This window comes from Duganella sp. Root336D2, assembly GCF_001425005.1.
Classification (GTDB): Bacteria; Pseudomonadota; Gammaproteobacteria; order Burkholderiales; family Burkholderiaceae_D; genus Rugamonas.
In genome coordinates this window covers 345,878-366,297 of sequence record NZ_LMDB01000033.1, presented here as the reverse complement: position 1 = coordinate 366,297, position 20,420 = coordinate 345,878, and the positions used below count along the sequence as shown (strand labels likewise).

21 protein-coding genes are annotated in these 20,420 nt (G+C 62.7%); 13 read left to right on the top strand and 8 right to left on the bottom strand.

The window, feature by feature from the left end; genetic code table 11:
* Positions 1–12: 12 nt before the first annotated feature.
* Positions 13–537 carry a cytochrome b gene (locus ASD07_RS20000; protein WP_055934285.1) on the bottom strand — a complete coding sequence of 175 codons (525 nt, stop codon included), beginning with the start codon at positions 535–537 and terminating at the stop codon, positions 13–15.
* Positions 538–684: 147 nt separating this feature from the next.
* Positions 685–2,100, bottom strand: coding sequence for an adenylosuccinate lyase (gene purB / locus ASD07_RS19995; protein WP_373922093.1), 1,416 nt, complete (start codon positions 2,098–2,100; stop codon positions 685–687).
* A gap of 90 nt (positions 2,101–2,190) precedes the next feature.
* On the opposite strand from purB, the gene ASD07_RS19990 reads away from it, so the two are divergent.
* From ASD07_RS19990 to ASD07_RS19960, 7 genes are all read left to right on the top strand, one after another.
* Positions 2,191–2,802 carry a glutathione S-transferase family protein gene (locus ASD07_RS19990; RefSeq protein ID WP_055934282.1) on the top strand — a complete coding sequence of 204 codons (612 nt, stop codon included), beginning with the start codon at positions 2,191–2,193 and terminating at the stop codon, positions 2,800–2,802.
* A 12-nt stretch (positions 2,803–2,814) separates the two neighbouring features.
* Positions 2,815–3,840: a LacI family DNA-binding transcriptional regulator gene (locus tag ASD07_RS19985; protein WP_055934279.1), complete on the top strand. Its 1,026-nt coding sequence runs from the start codon at positions 2,815–2,817 to the stop codon at positions 3,838–3,840.
* A 162-nt stretch (positions 3,841–4,002) separates the two neighbouring features.
* Positions 4,003–6,309 (top strand): TonB-dependent siderophore receptor, encoded by a 2,307-nt coding sequence (locus ASD07_RS19980; RefSeq protein ID WP_055934276.1) that lies wholly within the window; start codon positions 4,003–4,005, stop codon positions 6,307–6,309.
* Positions 6,310–6,322: 13 nt separating this feature from the next.
* Positions 6,323–8,179, top strand: a complete 1,857-nt coding sequence (locus ASD07_RS19975) for an alpha-amylase family glycosyl hydrolase (RefSeq protein ID WP_055934274.1) — start codon at positions 6,323–6,325, stop codon at positions 8,177–8,179.
* A gap of 20 nt (positions 8,180–8,199) precedes the next feature.
* A complete protein-coding gene (locus ASD07_RS19970; RefSeq protein ID WP_055934271.1) occupies positions 8,200–9,141 on the top strand; it encodes a PfkB family carbohydrate kinase in 942 nt (313 codons plus the stop codon).
* On the top strand, positions 9,138–10,490 hold the full coding sequence (locus ASD07_RS19965; protein WP_055934269.1) for an MFS transporter: 1,353 nt from the start codon (positions 9,138–9,140) through the stop codon (positions 10,488–10,490). The genes ASD07_RS19970 and ASD07_RS19965 overlap by 4 nt, the downstream gene beginning before the upstream one ends.
* Before the next feature lie 31 nt (positions 10,491–10,521).
* Entirely contained in the window at positions 10,522–11,451 is a 930-nt protein-coding gene (locus ASD07_RS19960) for a PfkB family carbohydrate kinase (RefSeq protein WP_055934267.1), read from the top strand.
* On the opposite strand, the gene ASD07_RS19955 is transcribed toward ASD07_RS19960, so the two are convergent.
* The 3 genes from ASD07_RS19955 to bfr are packed head-to-tail and all read right to left on the bottom strand — an operon-like array spanning position 11,448 to position 12,825.
* On the bottom strand, positions 11,448–11,870 hold the full coding sequence (locus ASD07_RS19955; protein WP_055934265.1) for a VOC family protein: 423 nt from the start codon (positions 11,868–11,870) through the stop codon (positions 11,448–11,450). The two genes, ASD07_RS19960 and ASD07_RS19955, sit on opposite strands and share 4 nt — an antisense overlap.
* Positions 11,867–12,349, bottom strand: coding sequence for a helix-turn-helix domain-containing protein (locus ASD07_RS19950; protein WP_055934263.1), 483 nt, complete (start codon positions 12,347–12,349; stop codon positions 11,867–11,869). Before ASD07_RS19950 ends, ASD07_RS19955 begins: the two co-directional genes overlap by 4 nt.
* The gene (bfr, locus tag ASD07_RS19945) at positions 12,349–12,825 is read right to left on the bottom strand and encodes a bacterioferritin (protein ID WP_055934261.1); all 477 of its coding nucleotides are present in this window, start codon (positions 12,823–12,825) and stop codon (positions 12,349–12,351) included. The genes ASD07_RS19950 and bfr overlap by 1 nt, the downstream gene beginning before the upstream one ends.
* Before the next feature lie 156 nt (positions 12,826–12,981).
* Between bfr and ASD07_RS19940 the strand changes: the two genes are divergently transcribed.
* Positions 12,982–15,276: a TonB-dependent siderophore receptor gene (locus tag ASD07_RS19940; RefSeq protein ID WP_055934259.1), complete on the top strand. Its 2,295-nt coding sequence runs from the start codon at positions 12,982–12,984 to the stop codon at positions 15,274–15,276.
* Between the two features lies 1 nt (position 15,277).
* Positions 15,278–15,958: a Fe2+-dependent dioxygenase gene (locus ASD07_RS19935; RefSeq protein ID WP_055934257.1), complete on the top strand. Its 681-nt coding sequence runs from the start codon at positions 15,278–15,280 to the stop codon at positions 15,956–15,958.
* Positions 15,959–16,084: 126 nt separating this feature from the next.
* Here ASD07_RS19935 and ASD07_RS19930 read toward each other — a convergent pair whose 3' ends face one another.
* Together ASD07_RS19930 and ASD07_RS19925 are read right to left on the bottom strand one after the other, a co-directional pair.
* A complete protein-coding gene (locus tag ASD07_RS19930) occupies positions 16,085–16,765 on the bottom strand; it encodes an energy transducer TonB (protein ID WP_055934255.1) in 681 nt (226 codons plus the stop codon).
* Positions 16,766–16,775: 10 nt separating this feature from the next.
* Positions 16,776–16,985, bottom strand: coding sequence for a bacterioferritin-associated ferredoxin (locus ASD07_RS19925; protein WP_055934253.1), 210 nt, complete (start codon positions 16,983–16,985; stop codon positions 16,776–16,778).
* A 169-nt stretch (positions 16,986–17,154) separates the two neighbouring features.
* On the opposite strand from ASD07_RS19925, the gene ASD07_RS19920 reads away from it, so the two are divergent.
* The 3 genes from ASD07_RS19920 to ASD07_RS19910 are packed head-to-tail and all read left to right on the top strand — an operon-like array spanning position 17,155 to position 19,607.
* A complete protein-coding gene (locus ASD07_RS19920) occupies positions 17,155–17,427 on the top strand; it encodes a FeoA family protein (RefSeq protein WP_055934251.1) in 273 nt (90 codons plus the stop codon).
* A 5-nt stretch (positions 17,428–17,432) separates the two neighbouring features.
* A complete protein-coding gene (locus ASD07_RS19915; RefSeq protein ID WP_055934249.1) occupies positions 17,433–19,322 on the top strand; it encodes a ferrous iron transporter B in 1,890 nt (629 codons plus the stop codon).
* A gap of 3 nt (positions 19,323–19,325) precedes the next feature.
* Positions 19,326–19,607 (top strand): DUF6587 family protein, encoded by a 282-nt coding sequence (locus ASD07_RS19910; protein WP_055934247.1) that lies wholly within the window; start codon positions 19,326–19,328, stop codon positions 19,605–19,607.
* Here the strand turns inward: ASD07_RS19910 and ASD07_RS19905 are convergent.
* Entirely contained in the window at positions 19,586–19,834 is a 249-nt protein-coding gene (locus ASD07_RS19905; RefSeq protein ID WP_156398102.1) for a hypothetical protein, read from the bottom strand. The genes ASD07_RS19910 and ASD07_RS19905 overlap by 22 nt on opposite strands.
* A 174-nt stretch (positions 19,835–20,008) precedes the next feature.
* Here ASD07_RS19905 and ASD07_RS31030 point away from each other — a divergent pair, with 174 nt between their 5' ends.
* Complete coding sequence (locus tag ASD07_RS31030; protein WP_156398101.1) at positions 20,009–20,347, top strand: DUF2946 family protein; 339 nt, start codon at positions 20,009–20,011, stop codon at positions 20,345–20,347.
* Positions 20,348–20,420 lie beyond the last annotated feature (73 nt).

Sequence of the window (20,420 nt, the reverse complement as noted above, 5' to 3'; positions counted from 1 at the left end):
TGTGGCTCCAGGTTATGGCAGCATGCGCTTGAGCAGGCCGTCCTTGTCGATGAATTGGTGTTTCAGCGCTGCCGCAACGTGGCCGATGACAACGGCGGCGAGCAGCATGTTCAGCCAGTAATGTACCGGTTTCAGGATTTCCTTGAGGGCCGGGCTGGCTTCAAACAGGGACGGAATCTTGAACATGCCGAAGTAGACCACTGGCACGCCGGCGGCGGTGGTGTACAGGTAGCCGGAAATCGGCACGGCGAACATCAGGAAGTAGAGGAACCAGTGGCCAGCTTCGGCGGCTTTTTTCTGGCCCTGGGTCATGGAGACCGGCAGCGCAGGCGGCTTTTGATTCAGGCGCCACAGCAGGCGGCAGGCGGCCAGGGCGAGCACGGTGATGCCCATCCATTTGTGCCAGGAATAGTATTTGAGCTTGGTCGGGGTCAGGCCGGGGATGTCGGTCATCACCAGGCCGAGGATGAACGCGGCTACGATCAGCACGGCGATCAGCCAGTGCAGCGCAATTGCGGTTCGTGAGTAGCGTTCCATTGTGACCCTTGGTAGATAGTACGTGTTAGAACTAATATACCAGAGGGTAACTTAACTTGCTTACAGCTTGCTTAAAACCGGTAATTCGGCCGCGGCCGCGAAATCATTCAGGGTCTGACCCTGCGGGTCAGGCCCTGGTTTACCGGTTTAGATGGCTTTCGCCAGCGCAGCAGCAATACCGATGTAATTACCTGGCGTCATGGCCAGCAATTGCTCCTTGGCTTCTTGCGGAATCGCCAGATTGGTGATGAACTCGCGCAGCGCTTCCTTGGTAATACCCTTGCCGCGGGTCAGTTCCTTCAGTTGCTCGTACGGGTTCTCGATGCCATAACGGCGCATCACCGTCTGCACCGGCTCCGCCAGCACTTCCCACGACGCGTCCAGGTCCGCTGCCAGGCGGGCAGGATTGACTTCCAGCTTGTTCAGGCCGCGCAGGCACGAATCGTATGCCAGCAGGGTGTAGCCGAGACCGACGCCAATATTGCGCAGCACGGTCGAATCGGTCAGGTCGCGTTGCATGCGCGACACAGGCAGTTTTTCAGACAGGTGCTTCAGCACGGCATTGGCCAGGCCCAGGTTGCCTTCCGAGTTTTCGAAGTCGATCGGGTTGACCTTGTGCGGCATGGTCGAAGAGCCGATTTCGCCGGCCTTCAGCTTCTGCTTGAAGTAGCCCAGCGACACATAGGTCCAGATATCGCGGTTCAGGTCGAGCAGGATGGTGTTGGCGCGGGCGAACGCGTCGAACAGCTCGGCCATGTAGTCGTGCGGTTCGATCTGGATGGTGTACGGGTTGAACACCAGGCCCAGGCGCTGCTCGATCACGTTTTTGGAAAATGCTGGCCAGTCGAACGATGGGTAAGCCGACAGGTGGGCGTTGTAGTTGCCTACGGCGCCATTCATCTTGCCCAGGATTTCCACCTTGGCGATACGCTCGATGGCGCGCTGCAGGCGGGCGATCACGTTGGCGAATTCCTTGCCCAGGGTGGTCGGGCTGGCGGTCTGGCCGTGGGTGCGGCTCAGCATCGGCAGCTCGGCGTTGGCGTGGGCGATTTCTTTCAGGCGGGCCACCAGGCCGTTCAGGGCCGGCACCATCACGCCGTCGCGCGCTGCCTTCAGCATCATGCCGTGCGAGGTGTTGTTGATGTCTTCCGAAGTGCAGGCAAAGTGGATGAACTCGGAGGCGGCCACCAGCTCAGGCACGTCTTTCACTTTTTCCTTCAGCCAGTACTCCACAGCCTTTACGTCATGGTTGGTGACGGCTTCGATTTCCTTGATGCGGGCGGCATCGGCTTCGCTGAACTCGGCAGCCAGCTTGTCCAGCAGGGCGGTGCCGGCAGCGGAGAATGGCTTGATTTCGGCGAAACCAGCCAGGGACAGCGCTTGCAGCCACGCGATTTCGACCTTCACGCGGTGGTGCATGAAGCCGGACTCGGACAGGATCGGACGCAGCTTGTCGGTTTTCGAAGCATAACGGCCGTCCAGCGGGGACAGGGCCGACAGGGTGGAGTAAGGAGTTGTCATGATAAGGCTGGGAGGAGGCGGGAAAAAACAGGATTTTACCATTGGCCGGTCGTCGTCCCCCCGGCCACTCCGCTGCGCCTGCTATCTGGGCGCGATGCTATACTGTTGTCTAATTCTCCACTTTCAGCATCTATGAAACTAATCGGTTCTCTCGCCAGCCCTTATGTACGCAAGGTTCGTGTCGTCCTGGCGGAAAAAAAACTCGACTATCAACTGGAACTGGAAAACGTCTGGGCGCCGGACACCACCATCCAGAAACTGAATCCGCTTGGCAAAGTGCCATGCCTGATCATGGAAGACGGCTATGCCATGCAGGATTCGCGCGTGATCGTCGAGTACCTGGATTCGGTGTCGCCGGTGTCCAAGCTGCTGCCGCCGAATGGCCGCGAACGCGCCAACGTCAAGTGCTGGGAAGCGCTGGCTGACGGCGTGCTCGATGCCGCCGTGCTGATGCGCCTGGAGCGCAACCAGCGCCCGCAAGAGCTGCAGAGTGAATCCTGGATCGCACGCCAGATGCTCAAGGTGGAATTGGGGCTGGCTTCCATGGCCGAGCGACTCGATGACGACCCTTGGTGCGCCGGTAACCATTACTCGCTGGCCGACGTCGCTGTCGGCTGCTGCCTGGGCTGGCTGAGCTTCCGCTTCCCGGAAATCGACTGGCGCAGCAGGCATCCGAACCTGGGCCGCCTGTTCGACAAGCTGTCCGAGCGCCAATCCTTCAAAGACACCGTACCGCAGGCGTAAGCGCCGCCCCGCATGGCAGCCAAGCCACCGTCCCAGGAACGCCTGCAGATGGCGGACATTGCCCGCCTGGCGGGGGTGTCCACCTCCACGGTATCGCGTGCGCTGGCCGGCAGTAAGCTGGTCAACGAGGAAACGCGCACCCGCATCATGGAGCTGGCGCGTTCGCTCAAGTACACCATCAATGTCGGCGCGCAGAACCTGCGGCTGAAGCAGAACCGCTCGGTGGCGGTGGTGGTGCCGTCCGACACCAAGGTGCACCAGAGCCTTTCCGATCCCTTCTTCCTGTCGATGATCGGCTCCCTGGCCGATGCGCTGACGGAGCAGGGCTTCGACATGCTGCTCTCGCGCGTCGATGCCGAGCAGCTCGACACGGCTGCCACGCCGTTCGATACCGGCCGCGCGATCGGCATCATCCTGATCGGCCAGTGGGGCCATCACGACCAGTTGAACGAAATGGCGGCGCGCCATGTGCCGCTGGTGGTGTGGGGCGCGCAGCTGCCGCAGCAACTGTATTGCACGGTGGGCGGCGATAACCTGAGCGGAGGCCGCCTGGCTGCCGGGCATTTGCTGGCAGAGGGGCGGCGCCGCATCGCCTTTTTCGGCGACACGCGCCTGCCCGAAGTCGAACAGCGCTATCGCGGCTATTGCGCGGCTTTGCAGTCGGCCGGCATCGCGATCAAGCCCGAACTGTGCGTGGCCGCCTCCTTCCTGCCGGAGGGTGGGCGTGAAGCTGTGGCCGAACTGGCACGGCGCGGCGTGCAGTACGACGCGGTGTTTGCCTGCTCCGACTTGCTGGGCATGATGACCATCAACGCCTTGCGCGAGCAAGGACGCTCGGTGCCGGGCGAGGTGGCGGTGGTCGGCTACGACGATATCGAACTGTCTTCCTATTTCCATCCTCCTTTGACCACGGTGCGCCAGCCCGTGCAGGAAGCCGGGCGTGCCATGGTGGCGGCCTTGCTGGCCCAGACCGAAGGCCAGGCGGCCCACTCGATCGAACTCCCTACCTCCCTGATTCAGCGCGCCAGTTCGCTTTAATTACAACCGTTTGCATTGCGTAAATTGCTCGCGCACTGGCGTTTTGCAAATAATCTTTGCAATCGATTGCAATTTGCAAAAAGCTGATGAATAATGAGGCATCTGCAGATAAACAGACGCGGCCAAATGGCCGATGAATAAGCCCGATCAACGGAGGAGACAATGGTTTTACGTACAGCCCAGCGTGGCTGCATGGCTGCTGCCATCGCTGCTGCATTCGCCCACCCTGCATTCGCGCAGGAAGCCGCCCCGCAAACCTCAGCTGCCGATGGCCAGGCTGCCGCCCAGGCGGACGGCCTGAAACTCGAGCGCGTGGTGGTGACAGGTACCGCCAGCCGCAGCTCAAAAATGCGTTCCAGCGTCTCGGTCAGCACGATGGAACCGGAAGCCATTTCCCTGTCCGCCCCAACCAGCGCCGCCGAAGTGCTGCGCTCTGTGCCCGGCGTGCGGGCCGAGTCCTCGGGCGGCGAAGGCAATGCCAATATCACCGTGCGCGGCGTGCCGATTTCCGCCGGCGGTGCACGCTACGTGCAGATGCAGGAGGATGGCCTGCCCGTGCTGCAATCAGGCGATTTCAACTTCATCACACCGGACAGCTACGTGAAGATCGACGGCGCGCTGGATCACCTGGAAGTGGTGCGCGGCGGTTCCGCCTCCACCCTGGCCACCAATTCGCCGGGCGGCATCATCAACTTCATCAGCAAGACCGGCGAACAGCAGGGCGGCAATATCGGCATCCAGCGCGGCCTGGGTTACGACGAAACCCGCTACGACTTCGACTACGGCGGGCGCCTGGCCGACAGGACCCGCTTCTTCATCGGCGGCCATTACCGCAGCGGCGAAGGCCAGCGCAACACCGGCATGAATACGCAGGAAGGCGGCCAGGTCCGCGGCAACATCACGCAGGAATTGGCGAATGGCTGGATCAGGCTGTCCTTCAAGCACCTGGATGACAAGGCGCCGACGGCGTTGCCGGTACCGGTACGGGTGACCAATGGCCGCATCAGCGAAATCCCCGGCATCGACCCGCGCGACACCACCTTCTATTCGCCATACTGGACGCGCGATATTGCGCTGACCAGGGAAAATGGCAAGGCATCCAGCAACGTCAACGACGGCCTGCGCGTGAAGAGCGACAGCTTCGGCCTTGCCGCTTCCTTCGATCTGGGCAATGGCATCACGCTGAGCGACAGCTTCCGCAAGTCGAACAACAGCGGCCGCTTCCTCGGCGTCTTCCCCGCCAATAATGGCGTGGCCGGAAATTACATCATTGCCAGCGGCCCTGATAAGGGCAAGGCCTACAACGGCATGGCTTTCTCCGCCGTGGTGTTCAATACGTCGATCGACAATGCCGATAACACGCTGAACGACCTGAAGCTGGCCAAGACCTTCGCCATCAACGGCGGCAGGTTGACCACCACCGGCGGCCTGTACACCTCGCTGCAGAAGCTGGGCCTGACCTGGAACTTCAATGAGTACCTGATGCAGCTCACGGGCGACAAGCCTGCCTTGCTGCAGACCGCGTCGGCCACCCCCGGTTATGTCGGCCCGGCTTTCGGCGGCTGCTGCATGCGCGCGGTGGACATGGAGTACAAGCTGCTCTCGCCCTACCTGAACGTGGGCTGGGAAAAGGGGCCGTTGAACTTTGACGCCAGCGTGCGCCAGGATCGCCAGCGTGCCAATGGTAGTGCCAATATCGCCGCCAATGGCCTGGCGTACGAGCCGGCCAACGAACAACTGGTCGACTACAAGATCCACCACACTTCGTACTCGGTGGGCGGCAATTACCAGCTCAATCGCGACCTGGCGCTGTTTGCCCGTGTCAGCGATGGCGTGGCTTTCAACGCAGACCGCATCCTGTTCGGCACTCCGCTCGATGGCAGTGCGCCGATCAATATCAACACCGTGCGGCAGGTGGAGGGCGGGGTGAAATGGCGCTCCGGCAGTACCAGCGCCTTCCTGACCCTGTTCCGTGCCAAGACTGCGGAATCGAACTTCGAAGCCACGACCCAGATCAGTACTGCCAACCGCTACGACGCCAAAGGCGCCGAGCTGGAAGCGGCGTGGGGCCTTGGCGACTTCCGCATCAACGGCGGCCTGACCTGGACCGATGCCGAGATCGTGGGTGCAGCCGCAGGGCAGGAGTCCACCATCGGCCGCACGCCGCGCCGCCAGGCCCGTATTACCTACCAGGTCGCGCCGAGCTACAACGCCGGTCCGCTGACCGTGGGCGGCAGCGTGGTTGGCACCGGCCGTTCGTGGGCGGACGATGCGAACACCATCAACATGCCAGCCTTCCACACAGTGAACCTGTTCGCACGCTACCAGTTCAATACGCAACTGAGCCTGTCGCTGAGCGTCAACAACCTGTCCAACAAGATCGGCTACACCGAGGTTGAGGGCGATGGCCATGCCGCGCGTTCGATCGGCGGCCGTGCCGTGAAGATGGGCCTGAACTACTCCTTCTGATTTGGAAACCGCAATGCCGATGTCTTCATCCATCCACCATTTGCTCGGCGCCGTGCCGGAGCCGCTGCGCCCGGAAGCTGCACGCCGCTATGCGGCACACGGTCCGGCGCTGCACAGCTGCCTGCATCGCTTGTACGGCGAGGCGCACGGATTCGAGCAATGGTATGGCAGCCTGCTGTCCGCCGTCGGCGAATTGCATGGCGCGCGCGGCGTGGAGCTGGCCGCGCTGGATACGGCGCGCGCCGCGCAGCCGGACTGGTTCCTCGGGCAGCAGATGCTTGGCTACTGCGGTTACGTCGATCGGCTGGGCGGCGACTTGCGCGGCGTGGCAGCCCGCATACCGCACCTGCAGGAACTGGGTGTGCGCTACCTGCACCTGCTGCCGTTCCTGAAGATGCGGGAAGGGGAGAATGACGGCGGTTTTGCCGTCGCCAGTTTCGAAGAGGTCGATCCACGCTTCGGCAGCAATGCCGACCTTGAGGCGCTGACCGGAAAATTGCGCAGCGCGGGCATCAGCCTGTGCGCGGACTTCATCCTGAACCATGTGGCGGACGATCATGACTGGGCGCGCGGCGCACGCGAAGGCGACGAGCGCCTGCGCAAGTTCTTCCACGTGTTCCCGGGCCGTTCGCAAGCTGATTCCTACGAACGCACGCTGGGCCAGGTGTTCCCGCAGGCGGCGCCCGGCAACTTCACCCATGTGCCGGCGCTGGACGGCTGGGCGTGGACCACGTTCTATCCCTACCAGTGGGATTTGAACTGGTCGAACCCGGAAGTGTTTGCCGCCATGGCAGCGACCTTGCTGCGCCTGGCCAACCGGGGAGTAGAGGTGTTTCGCCTGGATTCCACGGCATTCCTGTGGAAGCGGGAGGGCACAAATTGCATGAACCAGCCGGAAGCGCACCTGATCCTGCAAGCCCTGCGTGCGCTGGCCTCCATTGCGGCACCAGGCGTGCTGTTGAAGGCGGAGGCCATCGTGCCGATGCGCGAACTGCCTGCATACTTTGGCCAGCCCGCGCAGCCGGAATGCCATATCGCCTATCACAGCAGCCTGATGGCGGCCGCCTGGGGCGCGCTGGCTGAACAGGATGCAGCACTGGTACGCAGCGTGGTCGCCGGCACGCCGCCGCTGCCGCCGAATGCGAGCTGGCTCAGTTATGTGCGCTGCCACGATGACATCGGCTGGAACGTACTGCGTGCGGAGGCATCGGAGGCGGGCGACCCTCAGGCGCGCCTGGCCGCCATCTCGCGTTTCTTCGCTGGTGCGAACGGCAGCTTCGCTCGCGGCGAAGCGTTCCAGAGCAGCGATCCCCACGCCGCGCACGGCAGCAACGGCATGGCAGCCAGCCTGGCCGGACTGGAAGTTGCGAGCGATGTGGAGGCGGAAACGCTGGCCTTGCGGCGCCTGCTGCTGCTGCATGGCCTGGTGCTCGGTTTTGGCGCGCTGCCGGTACTGTACATGGGCGACGAGTTGGGCCAGGCGAATGATTACAGCTTCCGCCAGCGCCCGGATCGCGCGATGGACAGCCGCTGGCTGCAACGCCCCTTGCTGGACGAACAGCGCTTCTCCGAGCGCCACGACAGCAGCACGCAAGCGGGCCGCGTCTACGCTGCCTTGCGAGCCCTGGTGGCTGCCCGCCAGCGCATCCCGGCATTGGCGGCGGGTGAACCGCGCGCGTTGCTGCCATCGGCACCGCCAGTGCTGGCGCTGCAGCGCGGCCCGGGTTTCCTCGCGCTATACAATTTTTCGGGCAAGCCGCAGCCGTTCACGTTGCAGGGCCACTGGAGCGATACCATCGAGCGCCGCACGCTGTCCGGGGAAATCACCTTGGCGCCATGGGCCATGCAATGGCTTCTACGCGATAACTGACAACAATGATGGAGACAGCCATGTGTGTGGCAATGTTCGGCGAAGCCCTCGTCGATGATTTCGGCAGCGAACAGGTAGTCGGCGGCGCCCCCTTCAACGCGGCGCGCAACCTGGCCGCTCTCGGCACGCCAGCCCTGATGATCACCCGCATCGGGCAGGATGCCAACGGCGCCGCCGTGCGCGCGGAATTCGAGCGCTACGGCATGCCGCAATGGGGCTTGCAAACCGATCCCGCCTGGCCCACCGGACGGGTGGTGGTGGAGCGCGGCCGGCAAGGCCACGCCTTCCACATCCTGCCCGGCCAGGCGTATGACCATATCGAGGCCGAATCCGCGCGCGCCGCCTTCGCCCCGGCCAAACCGCAAGTGCTGTACTTCGGCACCCTGGCGCAACGCCACCTGACTTCACGCACTGCACTGATCGAACTGCTGGACGCCAGCCAGGCCACGCGCTACCTCGACCTGAACCTGCGCGAAGGCCAGTACACCGAGCGCAGTGTCTATGAGTCGCTGCGCCACGCCGACATCCTGAAAGTCAACGAGGACGAACTGGCGGCGCTGTTGTCCTGGTACGCGCCAAACGGGCCGCAACTGGTGCGCGCCCACGACCCGGAACTGCCTCCGGCCTGTTCGCTGCTGATCGAAAAATTCAAGCTGCAGGCCATGGTTGTCACCCTCGGGCCGCGCGGCGCGATGTATATTGCTGCGGATGGCCGCATCATCCGCGAGCATGGCAACGAGGAACCGTACAAACTGGTCGACACGGTAGGCGCCGGCGACGCCTTCTCCGCCGTCTTCCTGCACGGCCATGTGCAAGGCTGGGACCTGGCGCTGACCATGGCGCGCGCCAACGCCTTCGCCGGCGCCGTGTGCAGCCTGTCGGGCGCTGTGCCGCAAGACCTGGCGTTTTACGAACCATGGACCCAGCGCTGGCAGGCGGCAGCGGAAGGAGCGACGCGATGATGCAGCACAAACCGCATCTGTCGTTCCGGCAGATCGTCAACATGAACATCGGCTTCTTCGGCATCCAGTTCAGCTTCGGGCTGCAGCAGAGCAGCATGAGCCCGATCTACAAATACCTGGGCGCCGATGAAGCCAGCCTGCCTTACCTGTGGCTGGCCGGCCCCGTCACCGGCCTGCTGGTGCAGCCCGTCATCGGCGCCCTGAGCGACCGTACCGTCACGCGCTGGGGCCGCCGCACGCCTTACTTCCTGGTTGGCGCCATGATTTGCAGCCTTGGCCTGCTGGCCATGCCCTTCAGCCCCGTGCTGTGGATGGCCGCCGGCCTGCTGTGGATCCTTGATGCGGCCAACAACGTGACGATGGAGCCGTACCGTGCCTTCGTCAGCGACCGCCTGGCCGTGCGCCAGCATTCGCTCGGCTTCCTGACCCAGAGCGCATTCACGGGGCTGGGCCAGACCCTGGCCTACCTTACGCCCTCGATCCTGGTCTACCTCGGCACCAGCCGCGACGCTGTCAACAGCCACCACATTCCTTATACCGTGATCGGCGCCTTCCTGCTGGGTGCCGTGATCTCGATTGCCTCGGTACTCTGGAGTTGCCGGACCACGCCTGAATTGCCGCTGTCGCCGCAGGAAGAAGCGGAGTTGCGCGCGAAGCCGACCGGCTGGCGCCATACCTTGCAGGAAATCACGCAGGCGCTGCGCGACATGCCGCCGACCATGAAGCAACTGGCCGTGGTCAAGCTGTTCCAGTGGTACGCCATGTTCTGCTACTGGCAGTACATCATGCTGGCGCTGGCGTCTTCCATCTATAAGACGTCCGACCCGGCGTCGGCAGGCTTCCGCGAAGCGGGCCTGTTGAATGGGCAGGTGGGAGCGTTCTACAACTTTGTCGCCTTCATTGCCGCCTTCGCGCTGGTGCCGTTCACGCGCCGCTTCGGCCCGAAGATCACGCACAGCATTTGCCTGGCGGCAGCCGGCGCCGGCATGCTGTGCATCCCGCTGATCCGAGAACCCCTGCAATTGCTGTGGCCAATGCTGGGCATCGGCCTGGCCTGGGCCAGCATCATGGGTAATCCCTATGTGATGCTTGCCGGCAGCATTCCGCCTGAGCGCACCGGGGTGTACATGGGCATCTTCAATATGTTCATCGTGATTCCCATGATCATCCAGATTTTCACCTTGCCACTGTATTACCGCAGCTTGCTGCACGGCGACCCCGCCAATGTCGTGCGCCTGGCGGGCGCGCTGCTGCTGTGTGCTGCCGTGGCGGTGCTGTTTGTCAAGCTGCGCGCGGCGCGCCCGCTGGCAGAAGCTTCCTCGCGCCAGGAGGCAGTTTTGCTAAAATAGCCCGAGCCGAACAACATGGGGGAGTGCAGCAATGTCAGAGCGAGTACTGGTATTTGGCGAAGCCCTCCTGGATGATTTTGGCGACCAGCAGATAGTAGGCGGCGCCCCCTTCAATGTAGCGCGCAATCTTACGGCCCTGGGCCTGCCTGCGCTGATGGTGACGCGTGTCGGCAATGACGCTTACGGCGACCAGGTGCGCGATGCGTTTGCGGCCTTCGGCATGAGCGCCGAAGGCTTGCAGCATGGCCGGCAACCGACCGGCCGCGTGCTGGTCGAACGCGATGGCAATGGCGGGCACCGCTTCCACATCCTGGCGGAGCAGGCTTATGACCATATCGAGACGGCGGCCGCAGTCGATGTGATGCGCGCCTTCTCTCCCAACACGGTCTATTTTGGCACCCTGGCCCAGCGCGAAGCTGCTTCGCGCGCTGCGCTCAATGCGGTGCTGGCCGGCGCGGACGATGCCGAACATTTCCTCGACCTGAACCTGCGCGACGGGGCGGACGAATCTGTGGTGTTTGACTCGATGCAGCAAGCCGATATCGTGAAAGTCAATGAGGACGAATTGCAGGCGCTGTTCTCGTGGTACTGCCACACCTGCCCCGACACGGTCGACATGGACTGCGCCGCCGTTGAGGCGGAAGCGCGCGCCATGATGCACAACTTTTCCCTCCAGGGCCTGCTGGTCACGCTGGGTGAGCGTGGCGCCATGTTTTTCGGCGCCGATGGCACGCGGGTGGTCGATCACTGCACCAGCAAGCCGGCGCAGTTCGTCGATTCGGTGGGGGCGGGTGATGCGTTTGCCGCCGTGTTCCTGGCGGGCCGCGCGCGCGGCTGGGAGACGCCGCTGGTCCTGGCGCGCGCCAATGCCTTTGCCGGCGCAGTGTGCGGCATTGCGGGCGCGGTATCGCCGGATCCGGCGTTCTACGCGCCCTGGCGCTCAGCCTGGGGCCTGGATTAAGCTGCGGCTACCTTGCGGCGGGTCTGGATCATTTTCCAGCCGTTGCCGGACGGGTCGCGGAAGCCGGCATCCACTGTGCCGTAGCGTTCCACCGGCTCCTGGGTGAATTCCACGCCTTTCTGGTGCAGCTTGTCGTAGACGGCGAAACAATCCTCGACTTCCAGCACCATCGGCGGCATGGCGCCTTTGGCGACCAGCGCATGCAGTGCTTGCGCAGTTGCCGCATCGTGCACTGGTGCGCCTGGCACGTAGAGGCCGAGCTGGAACGAAGGCTGGTCAGGATGCTGCACGGTCAGCCAGCGGTAGTCGCCGTTGCGCACATCGGTGTGGACCTTGAAGCCGAGCTTGTCGACATAGAAAGCCAGCGCTTCATCCTGGTCACGAACATACAAGCCTACAGTTTGAATACCTTGGGTCATGGGGTGGTCTCCTTTAAGTGAGACTCCATTGTAGGGACGCTTTCCTGGCGCCGCTTCTCCGAAACTGCCATTGTGAGGTCGGGGCGGTGCGCAGCGCTGAGCACGCAGGCTGGAACCCGGCCGGCCTGCTCTGCTTCGGCGCGCACCTGTTCCCGGATGTCGCCCGGGTTCTTGCCTGTGATATCGCGGAAAGTGCGCCCGAAGGTGCCAATGCTGTTCCAGCCGGTGGAATAAGCGATGTCGGTGATGGGCAAGCCGGTTTCACGCAGCAGCGTCACCGCGCGTTCGATGCGCCGTGTCAGCAGGTAGCGATGGGGAGGCAGGCCGAAAGCCTCCTTGAAAGAGCGGGCGAAGTGAGTTGCAGAGACGCAGCTCACCTGCGCCAGGCGGCTTACCGGCCATTCCTCGTGCGAGGCGGCGTCCATCCGGTCTTTTGCGCGCAGCAGGCGGCGCAGCAACTCCGGACTCTGGCCTGGCATTACTCAGCGTCCGACATCTGCGATTGCAGGTAGTTCTGGATGCCGATCTTGCCGATCAGGTCGATCTGGGTTTCCAGCCATTCGATGTGCTCCTCGGTATCCTTGAGGATATCGAGTAGCAGGTCGCGCGATACGTAATCGCCGACTTTTTCCGATTGCGCAATGCCTTCCTTGATGGTCACATGCGCGCCTTTTTCCAGCTTCAGGTCGGCGGCCAGCATTTCTTCGGTGTTTTCGCCGATCAGCAGCTTGTGCAGGGCTTGCAGGTTGGGCAGGCCATCCAGCATCAGGATGCGGTCGATCAGGCGGTCGGCATGCTTCATTTCGCCAATCGACTCTTCGTACTCTTTCTTGCCCAGCTTGTCGAAGCCCCAGTGACGGTACATGCGTGCATGCAGGAAGTACTGGTTAATTGCCGTCAGCTCGTTGGTCAGCTGTGCGTTCAGCAGACGGATAACGTCTTTGTCGCCCTTCATGGGGTTGCCTTCTTATTTGGTTGGGAATAATGGCATTTTGCCACGAAGCAGGGCGCCAACCTAGTCATGGGGGCAACATAGGATTGCTAACGACATTGCTAATGTAAATGAAAACTATTATCATTTGCGTTTTACTCCAACAATTCAGAGCTGTCCATGTCCTATATTAAGAGCCGCAAGCACGCGCCAGCTACGCTCGCCGCCATCGCCGCCTCCCTGGTGATGCCAGTAGCACAAGCCGATACCAACACCGCTGCCCCAGAGCAAAAAATGCAGGAAGTGGTCGTCACCGGCCAGAATGGCAGCGATTTCCAGGTCAAGAAATCCGCCTCCGACAAATTCACCGCCCCGCTGCTGGATACCCCGAAATCGGTGACCGTGATCCCGGCCGAGGTCATCTCCCAGACCGGCGCCACTTCCCTGACCGACGCCCTGCGCACCGTGCCAGGCATCACCGTCGGCGCTGCTGAAGGCGGCCAGCCGGTGGGCGACAACCTGTTCATCCGTGGCTACAACGCCCAGACCGACACTTATATCGACGGCATCCGCGACAGCGGCTCCCAGTCGCGCGAGATCTTCGCGCTGGAGCAGATCGAAGTCGTGAAGGGCCCGAATTCCGCCTACGGCGGCCGTTCCTCCGCTGGCGGCGGCATCAATATGGTGTCCAAATCCGCCAAGGCCGAAAACTTCAGCAACGCCAGCGTCGGCCTGGGCACGGCGAAATACCGCCGTGTTACCGCCGACGTGAACCGCACCATCGGCGATAACGCCGCCGTGCGCCTGAACCTGATGGGCCACGAAAACCATGTCGCCGGTCACCACGATGAAATTTACGGCGACCGTTGGGGCTTCGCACCGAGCGTTGCTTTCGGCCTGGCCGGTCCGACCAAGGTCAACCTGAGCTACTACCACTACAAGTCGAGCGAACTGCCTGACGCCGGCGTGCCATTCGATAATCCGTTCACCACCGGCCCCAACGTGGCCAAAAACGGCGTCGGCAAGCCGGTCAACGTGCCGAGCGAAACCTTCTACGGCCTGGTCGACCGCGATTTCCGCGACACCAAGTCGGACATCGGCACGATCGACATCAAGCACGAGTTCGGCAACAACCTGACCTTCCGCAACGTGACCCGTTACGGCAAGACCGGCAACGAATACGTATACACGCTGCCGGACGACTCCAAGGGCAACGTGGTGCTGTACGGTACCGTATGGCGCCGCCATAACAGCCGCAATGCGGAGACCGAATCGCTGGCCAATGCGTCCAGCCTGACCGGTTCGCTGGTGGCTGCCGGCGTCAAGCACAGCTTCACCACCGGCGTCGAAGTGAGCCGCGAAGTCACCGACCGCGCGACCTACAACTTCACCCCAGGCACCAACAACCCGCTGACCAAGACCACCACCTGCCCAACCGCAGGCGCGGCAACCCTGTACAACTGCACCACCCTGGCCAACCCGAATCCGTTCGATCCATGGACTGTCGGCCAGGTGCGCAGCGTGGCGCCGAACAACACCAATGTACACAGCAACTCGCGCTCGGTGTACGGCTTCGACACCATCGAATTCAACCCGCAATGGCTGCTGAACGTGGGCGTGCGCTGGGACGAGTTCCGTACCAAACTGCACACCAATGCCAACACTGCCGCAACGCCGGTAGTGGCAGCGATTGACGCGGAAAACAAATCCAGTTTCGCCAACTACCAGGCGGGCCTGGTGTACAAGCCGGCTGCCAACAGCAGCATCTACGTCTCGTACGGCACTTCCTCCACCCCGCCAGGCAATGACGGCGGCGACGGCGTGGACGCCCTTTCGACCACCGTGCAGAACCTGAAGCCGCAGGACAGCAAGAACTTCGAACTCGGCACCAAGTGGGAAATCCTGGCGCGCAAACTGTCGATCAGCGGCGCCATCTTCTCCAGCAAGATGAACAACGCCCGCGTAACCAACGTGGACGGCACCACCCAGAACGTCGGCAAGAAGTCCGTCAAAGGCATTGAACTGGGCGTGAGCGGCGCGCTGACCGCCAACTGGCAGGTCTTCGGTGGTTATACCTGGCTCGATTCCAAAGTGGACGACAATGGCTTCGTGAACGTTGGCACGACTGCGGCTCCAGTGTGGGCAGCTTCCCCGTTCAACGGCAACGCCTTCCCGGCAACGCCGAAGCAGAGCGCCTCGCTGTGGACTTCCTACACCCTGATGCAAGGCCTGGTGATTGGCGGCGGCGTGAATGCCGTGTCCAAGGTATGGAGCAACATCAACAACACCAAATTCGTGCCGGGCTACACCCGCTACGACGCGATGGCGAGCTATGATGTAAACAAGAACATCAGCCTGCAGTTGAACATCCAGAACCTGACGGACAAGCTGTACTACGACAAGGTGGGCTCCAACCACTATGCCGGTGTGGGCGTGGGCCGTACCGCAATCCTGACTGCGAACTTCCGCTACTAATATGATGCTGCATATCCCCGGCGTGCTGACGCCGGAGCAAGTGAAACACTTCCGCCAACGCCTGGCCGCCGCCGAATGGATCGACGGCCGCGCCAGCGTGGGATCGCAGGGGGCGCAGGTCAAGCGCAACCGGCAGATCGCGGAAGGGACGCCGCTGGCGCTGGAACTCGGGGATATCATCATCAAGGCGCTGGCGAAGAACCCGCTGTTCTATTCGGCGGTGCTGCCGCTGAGGATCCTGCCGCCGTACTTCAACAGCTACACCGGCGGCGAGAATTACGGCCTGCATATCGACGGTGCGATCCGCCATATGGCGGGTTCGTCGGATGTGATGCGTTCGGACGTCTCCACCACGGTGTTCCTGTCGGAGCCGGATGAGTATGAGGGTGGCGAGCTGACCGTGATGGACAGTTACGGGGCGCATGAGGTCAAGCTGCCGGCGGGCGATGCGATCGTCTACCCGGCCAGCAGTGTGCACCGCGTGAATCCGGTGACTGCCGGTGAGCGCGTGGCTTCGTTCCTGTGGACGCAGTCGATGGTGCGCGATGACTGGAAGCGTTCCATGCTGTTTGAGCTGGACCAGAATATCCAGAAGCTGCGCGGCGCGCATGGGGATGATGAGGCTACCGTTGGATTGGCCGGCCATTATCACAACCTGTTGCGGATGTGGGCTGACCTCTAAAACCGGTAAGGCAGTGTCAGGCACAAGTGCCTGGCACTGATGCGGAAACGCCGCGGACTTCGAAAGAAGCCGCGGCGTTTGCTTAGGCGGGGCCGACCCTTGGGTCGGACCCGGGTTTACCGGTTCTTAAGACATCTGGAAATTAATCGGCACTACTACATAGACCGACTGCGCTTTGCCATCTTCCACATACGGCTTGAACAGCGCGCGCATCACGGCGGCGCGGCCGGCTTCGTCCAGGTTGTTGGAGCCGGACGACTTCTGTACCGAAGCCTGCTCGGCATAACCCTTCTCATTCACCAGCACGCGCAAGGTAACGACACCTTGCTCGCCCATGCGGCGCGACACCGACGGGTACACCGGCTGCGGTGCGCGGATATATTCCACCGAGGAGATCACGCGCGGGCCAGCCGCTGCGGCAGGTGCTGCCGGCGCAGCAGCAACCGGCGCCACGGCGACCGGTGTTGCCGGAGCGGGCTCAGTCACGCGCGCCTGCGAAGGCGGCAGGGTAATGGTGTTTTCGATCACGACCGGCAGCATCGGCAGCGGCGGCGGGGTAATCGAAGGCGCTTTCTGCGCGATTTCTACCGTCTTTGGCTGCGAGGCTGGCGGGGGAGGTGGCGGCGGCGCCACAAACGTGACGTTGACCACTTCAGGGATACGGTCCACCAGGCGGTGCATGGTACCGTTGATAAAGGCATAACCGAGGACTGCATGCAAGGCGACAACCGCTGCGATCTTGGTCAGCTTGGCGCCGCCAACGCCGGCGCCGAAATCGCCGCCAGCCGGGAAAGTCATCGATTGCATAAAGCGCTCCTTACACGGTCAGTGTTGGGCGCTTGAGCACAGTCTCCTGTATTCCGCTGCCCAGATGTTCGTCCAGCACTTCCACCGCATAGCTGAGGCAGTTGCCGCAGCAGGTGGCCACGCCGAGCGCTTCGCGCAACTCGTCCATGGAGCTGATACCCATATCTATGGCTTGACGGATTTCTCGATCAGAGATGTTGTTGCAGACACAAACGATCATTTCGAAAATTACCTTCTGGCTAAGATTGCGATCCTCGCAATGAGAATCATTATCATTACGGTTTCCATTCTACCCGAACAGGGCTACAATGCAAGCCTATTCAAGAACAATTCTCATTTAAATTCTCATCTATAATGGCGAAGTCGTATTTCGCCCTGGAAAGTTCGCCATGACCCTTGCTCCTACCTTGATCAAGCTTGATTCCCTGCCGGTGGGGCAGAGCGGAACGGTGATCCATATCGCTCCGGGCAATCCAGAAGATACCGAGGATGGCGCCGACTTGGCGCGCCGCCTGATGGAGCTGGGCTTCGTGCCTGGCGAGCGCATCCGCATGCTCAAGCGCGGCATGCCAGGCGGCGAGCCCCTCGCCATTAAAGTAGGCAATGCCACGTTTGCCTTGCGTCGCTTTGAAGCAGCGCTGATCTCGATCCAACCGGAATAAATGCAATGGGTGCAGTAGAAAAGGCCGCGCCAGTCGTCGCGCAGCAGCCAATGGTCGCCCTGCTGGGCAACCCGAATTGCGGCAAGACCGCACTGTTCAACCGCCTGACCGGCGCCCGCCAGAAGGTCGCCAACTATGCCGGCGTGACCATCGAGCGCAAGGAAGGCCAGTTCACTTCCGCAGCAGGCAACCAGTACCGCCTGCTCGACCTGCCGGGCGCCTACAGCCTGTCGGCCCATACCCCCGATGAAATGATCACGCGCGACGTGGTCGCCGGGCTGCGCGAAGGCGAGCGCTCGCCCGACGTGGTGGTGTGCGTGGTCGATGCCACCAACCTGCGCCTGAACCTGCGCCTGGTGCTTGAAATCAAGCGCCTCGGCCTGCCGATGGTGCTGTGCCTGAACATGGTCGACGTGGCCAGGAAGCGCGGTATCGTGGTAGATGCGGCCAGGCTGTCGCAGGAACTCGGGATGCCGGTGGTGCAGACCGTAGCCGTCAAGAGCGGCGGCGAGAAAGCCCTGGTCGATGCGCTGGATGGCCTGTGGCCGTTCCATGAAAGCGTGGCCAACCCGCTGTCCGCCATCGACGCCGTATCGGTGGAAGAGACCCAGCGCGAAGTGCGCCGCATCCTGTCGGTCGCCGTGAAAGACGCCGACGACCGCGGCAACCGCTCCGAGAAAATCGACCATTTCGTGCTGCATCCGTTGATGGGCCCGATCATCCTGGCGGTGCTGATGTTCTGCGTGTTCCAGGCCGTGTTCAGCTGGGCCGCAGTACCGATGGACATGATCAGTGGCGGCGTCGAACACCTCGGCGCGATGCTCAAGACCCATATGGCGGACGGCGTGCTGCGTTCCCTGCTGGTGGACGGCGTGCTGGGCGGCGTCGGCGCCGTGCTGGTATTCCTGCCGCAGATCCTGATCCTGTTCTTCTTCATCCTGGTGCTGGAAGATTGCGGCTACCTGCCGCGCGCAGCCTTCCTGCTGGATCGCCTGATGGGCGGAGTCGGCTTGTCGGGCCGCGCCTTCATCCCGCTGTTGTCCTCTTTCGCCTGCGCGATTCCGGGCATCATGGCGGCGCGTACCATCCAGAACCCGCGCGACCGCATCGTGACCATCATGATCGCACCGCTGATGACCTGCTCGGCGCGCCTGCCTGTGTATGCGCTGGTGATCGCCGCCTTCATCCCGGACCGCGAAGTGTGGGGGCTGTTCAATCTGCAGGGCCTGGTGCTGTTCTGCCTCTACTTCGCCGGCATCATCTCCGCCATGGCGGTGGCCTGGGTCATGAAGCGCTCCATGCGCGCCAAACGCAACCAGCCGCTGATGCTGGAGCTGCCGGCCTACCACTGGCCGCATATGCGCAACCTGGCGATCGGCCTGTACGAGCGCGCCAAGATTTTCCTGATGCGCGTCGGTACCACCATCCTGACCCTGATGGTGCTGCTGTGGGCCCTGTCCAGCTTCCCTGGCGCACCGGAAGGCGCGACCCATCCGCCGATCTACTACAGCGTGGCCGGCATGCTGGGCCGCGCGCTGGAATTCATTTTCGCGCCAATCGGCTTCAACTGGCAGATCTGCATTGCGCTGGTGCCGGGCATGGCTGCGCGTGAAGTGGCTGTCGGCGCGCTGGGCACCGTGTATGCGCTGTCGCAGACCGGCGACGAGCTGGCGAATACCTTGCTGCCGGTGATCCAGGCCAGCTGGGGCTTGCCGACCGCGCTGGCGCTGCTGGCCTGGTACGTGTTCGCTCCGCAGTGCCTGTCCACGCTGACCGTGGTGCGGCGCGAAACCAATTCGATGAAGTATCCGCTGCTGATGGCGGGCTATATGTTCGTGCTGGCGTACAGCGCCACTTTCATCACTTACCGCGTCGCCCTGGCGCTCGGAGGCTGAACCATGTGGCAGGAGATCATCGTCGGCATCATCGTGGCCGCTGCCGCGCTGCACGCGGCGAGGAAATACCTGCCTGACGCATGGCGCCAGCAGATCGTCTACGCCCTGTCGCGCCGCGGCCTGCCGCAGGATAAGCTGGCGCGCTTCTTCAACACGGAATCGAGCTGCAGCAGCGGCTGCGGTTCCTGCGGCGGTTGCGGCGATTCGCCGCTGCCGCCGCCGCCGCCATCGGAAGGCGGCCCGGTGCGCCGCGTCATCAGGATCTACTCCTCGTCGAAAGTGTGAAGCGCCGCTGAGACCAGCAAGCCCGCGACTCCCAGCAAGCCGAAGGCATAAGTGAGCAGGGGTTTGGCTTGCCTTAATTCCAGCGCTACCGAGCCGGCGACCAGGCTGATACCGATCAAGGCGAGGACGCCATTGATGGCGGCGGCCCGCCTGAGCGCTGGCCTTGCGCCATGCGCCGCGTACCATCGAGCGATAAGCCAGTTGGGCAGGCATGAGAGGCCGATCAACAATCCTGCTAACTCGAAAGCCACTAGGTGATCCATAGCGCGTTGTCAGGGCTGAAAGATTTAAGATATCAGTGCCGGTCCGCTGCGGGCAAGCGAAAACTTGATCCAGGGCATATCGCCCCATGAAACGTGTACCTACAATGCGCTCTATTGATTAGCATTTTGGGAGCCACCATGGGCTGGAGCAGGAGACGGATTGCCGGGATAGTCAGGATCGCGCTGTTTGCGATGCTGCTGGCCGTCTCCGCGCCAACGCTGTCCACACTGCTCTCCGTAGCTTGCGGCGGTAGCAGAGTCACGCACTGCCACGCCCAGCCGAAAGCCCACCACGTCGCGCAGAAATGCGGCTACTGCATGGTGCAGGCCGACCTGCCCGCAGTGCCGCCGCCACCTGCCGGCGTGATGCTGGCGCTGATGGTGCCATCGCGCACCGAGCCTGCATTGCAGGCTCCCGCAGCGCTGCCGCAGCAAGGATCCCATGCGCCGCCGTCGCGCGCCCCGCCTTCCGCTTGACCTTTCGCAGCAGTACCTCCGGCTTTGCATTGCACGCGCCCTTTGGCGGCGCGGTCGCAAGGCCTCCGCTCGC

What these genes read in the sequence shown, in the direction of transcription:
- ASD07_RS20000 (WP_055934285.1), bottom strand. Translation starts at nt 537, where the DNA reads ATGGAACGCTACTCACGAACCGCAATTGCGCTGCACTGGCTGATCGCC.
- purB (WP_373922093.1), bottom strand. Translation starts at nt 2,100, where the DNA reads ATGGTAAAATCCTGTTTTTTCCCGCCTCCTCCCAGCCTTATCATGACA.
- ASD07_RS19990 (WP_055934282.1), top strand. Translation starts at nt 2,191, where the DNA reads ATGAAACTAATCGGTTCTCTCGCCAGCCCTTATGTACGCAAGGTTCGT.
- ASD07_RS19985 (WP_055934279.1), top strand. Translation starts at nt 2,815, where the DNA reads ATGGCAGCCAAGCCACCGTCCCAGGAACGCCTGCAGATGGCGGACATT.
- ASD07_RS19980 (WP_055934276.1), top strand. Translation starts at nt 4,003, where the DNA reads ATGGTTTTACGTACAGCCCAGCGTGGCTGCATGGCTGCTGCCATCGCT.
- ASD07_RS19975 (WP_055934274.1), top strand. Translation starts at nt 6,323, where the DNA reads ATGCCGATGTCTTCATCCATCCACCATTTGCTCGGCGCCGTGCCGGAG.
- ASD07_RS19970 (WP_055934271.1), top strand. Translation starts at nt 8,200, where the DNA reads ATGTGTGTGGCAATGTTCGGCGAAGCCCTCGTCGATGATTTCGGCAGC.
- ASD07_RS19965 (WP_055934269.1), top strand. Translation starts at nt 9,138, where the DNA reads ATGATGCAGCACAAACCGCATCTGTCGTTCCGGCAGATCGTCAACATG.
- ASD07_RS19960 (WP_055934267.1), top strand. Translation starts at nt 10,522, where the DNA reads ATGTCAGAGCGAGTACTGGTATTTGGCGAAGCCCTCCTGGATGATTTT.
- ASD07_RS19955 (WP_055934265.1), bottom strand. Translation starts at nt 11,870, where the DNA reads ATGACCCAAGGTATTCAAACTGTAGGCTTGTATGTTCGTGACCAGGAT.
- ASD07_RS19950 (WP_055934263.1), bottom strand. Translation starts at nt 12,349, where the DNA reads ATGCCAGGCCAGAGTCCGGAGTTGCTGCGCCGCCTGCTGCGCGCAAAA.
- bfr (WP_055934261.1), bottom strand. Translation starts at nt 12,825, where the DNA reads ATGAAGGGCGACAAAGACGTTATCCGTCTGCTGAACGCACAGCTGACC.
- ASD07_RS19940 (WP_055934259.1), top strand. Translation starts at nt 12,982, where the DNA reads ATGTCCTATATTAAGAGCCGCAAGCACGCGCCAGCTACGCTCGCCGCC.
- ASD07_RS19935 (WP_055934257.1), top strand. Translation starts at nt 15,278, where the DNA reads ATGATGCTGCATATCCCCGGCGTGCTGACGCCGGAGCAAGTGAAACAC.
- ASD07_RS19930 (WP_055934255.1), bottom strand. Translation starts at nt 16,765, where the DNA reads ATGCAATCGATGACTTTCCCGGCTGGCGGCGATTTCGGCGCCGGCGTT.
- ASD07_RS19925 (WP_055934253.1), bottom strand. Translation starts at nt 16,985, where the DNA reads ATGATCGTTTGTGTCTGCAACAACATCTCTGATCGAGAAATCCGTCAA.
- ASD07_RS19920 (WP_055934251.1), top strand. Translation starts at nt 17,155, where the DNA reads ATGACCCTTGCTCCTACCTTGATCAAGCTTGATTCCCTGCCGGTGGGG.
- ASD07_RS19915 (WP_055934249.1), top strand. Translation starts at nt 17,433, where the DNA reads ATGGGTGCAGTAGAAAAGGCCGCGCCAGTCGTCGCGCAGCAGCCAATG.
- ASD07_RS19910 (WP_055934247.1), top strand. Translation starts at nt 19,326, where the DNA reads ATGTGGCAGGAGATCATCGTCGGCATCATCGTGGCCGCTGCCGCGCTG.
- ASD07_RS31030 (WP_156398101.1), top strand. Translation starts at nt 20,009, where the DNA reads ATGGGCTGGAGCAGGAGACGGATTGCCGGGATAGTCAGGATCGCGCTG.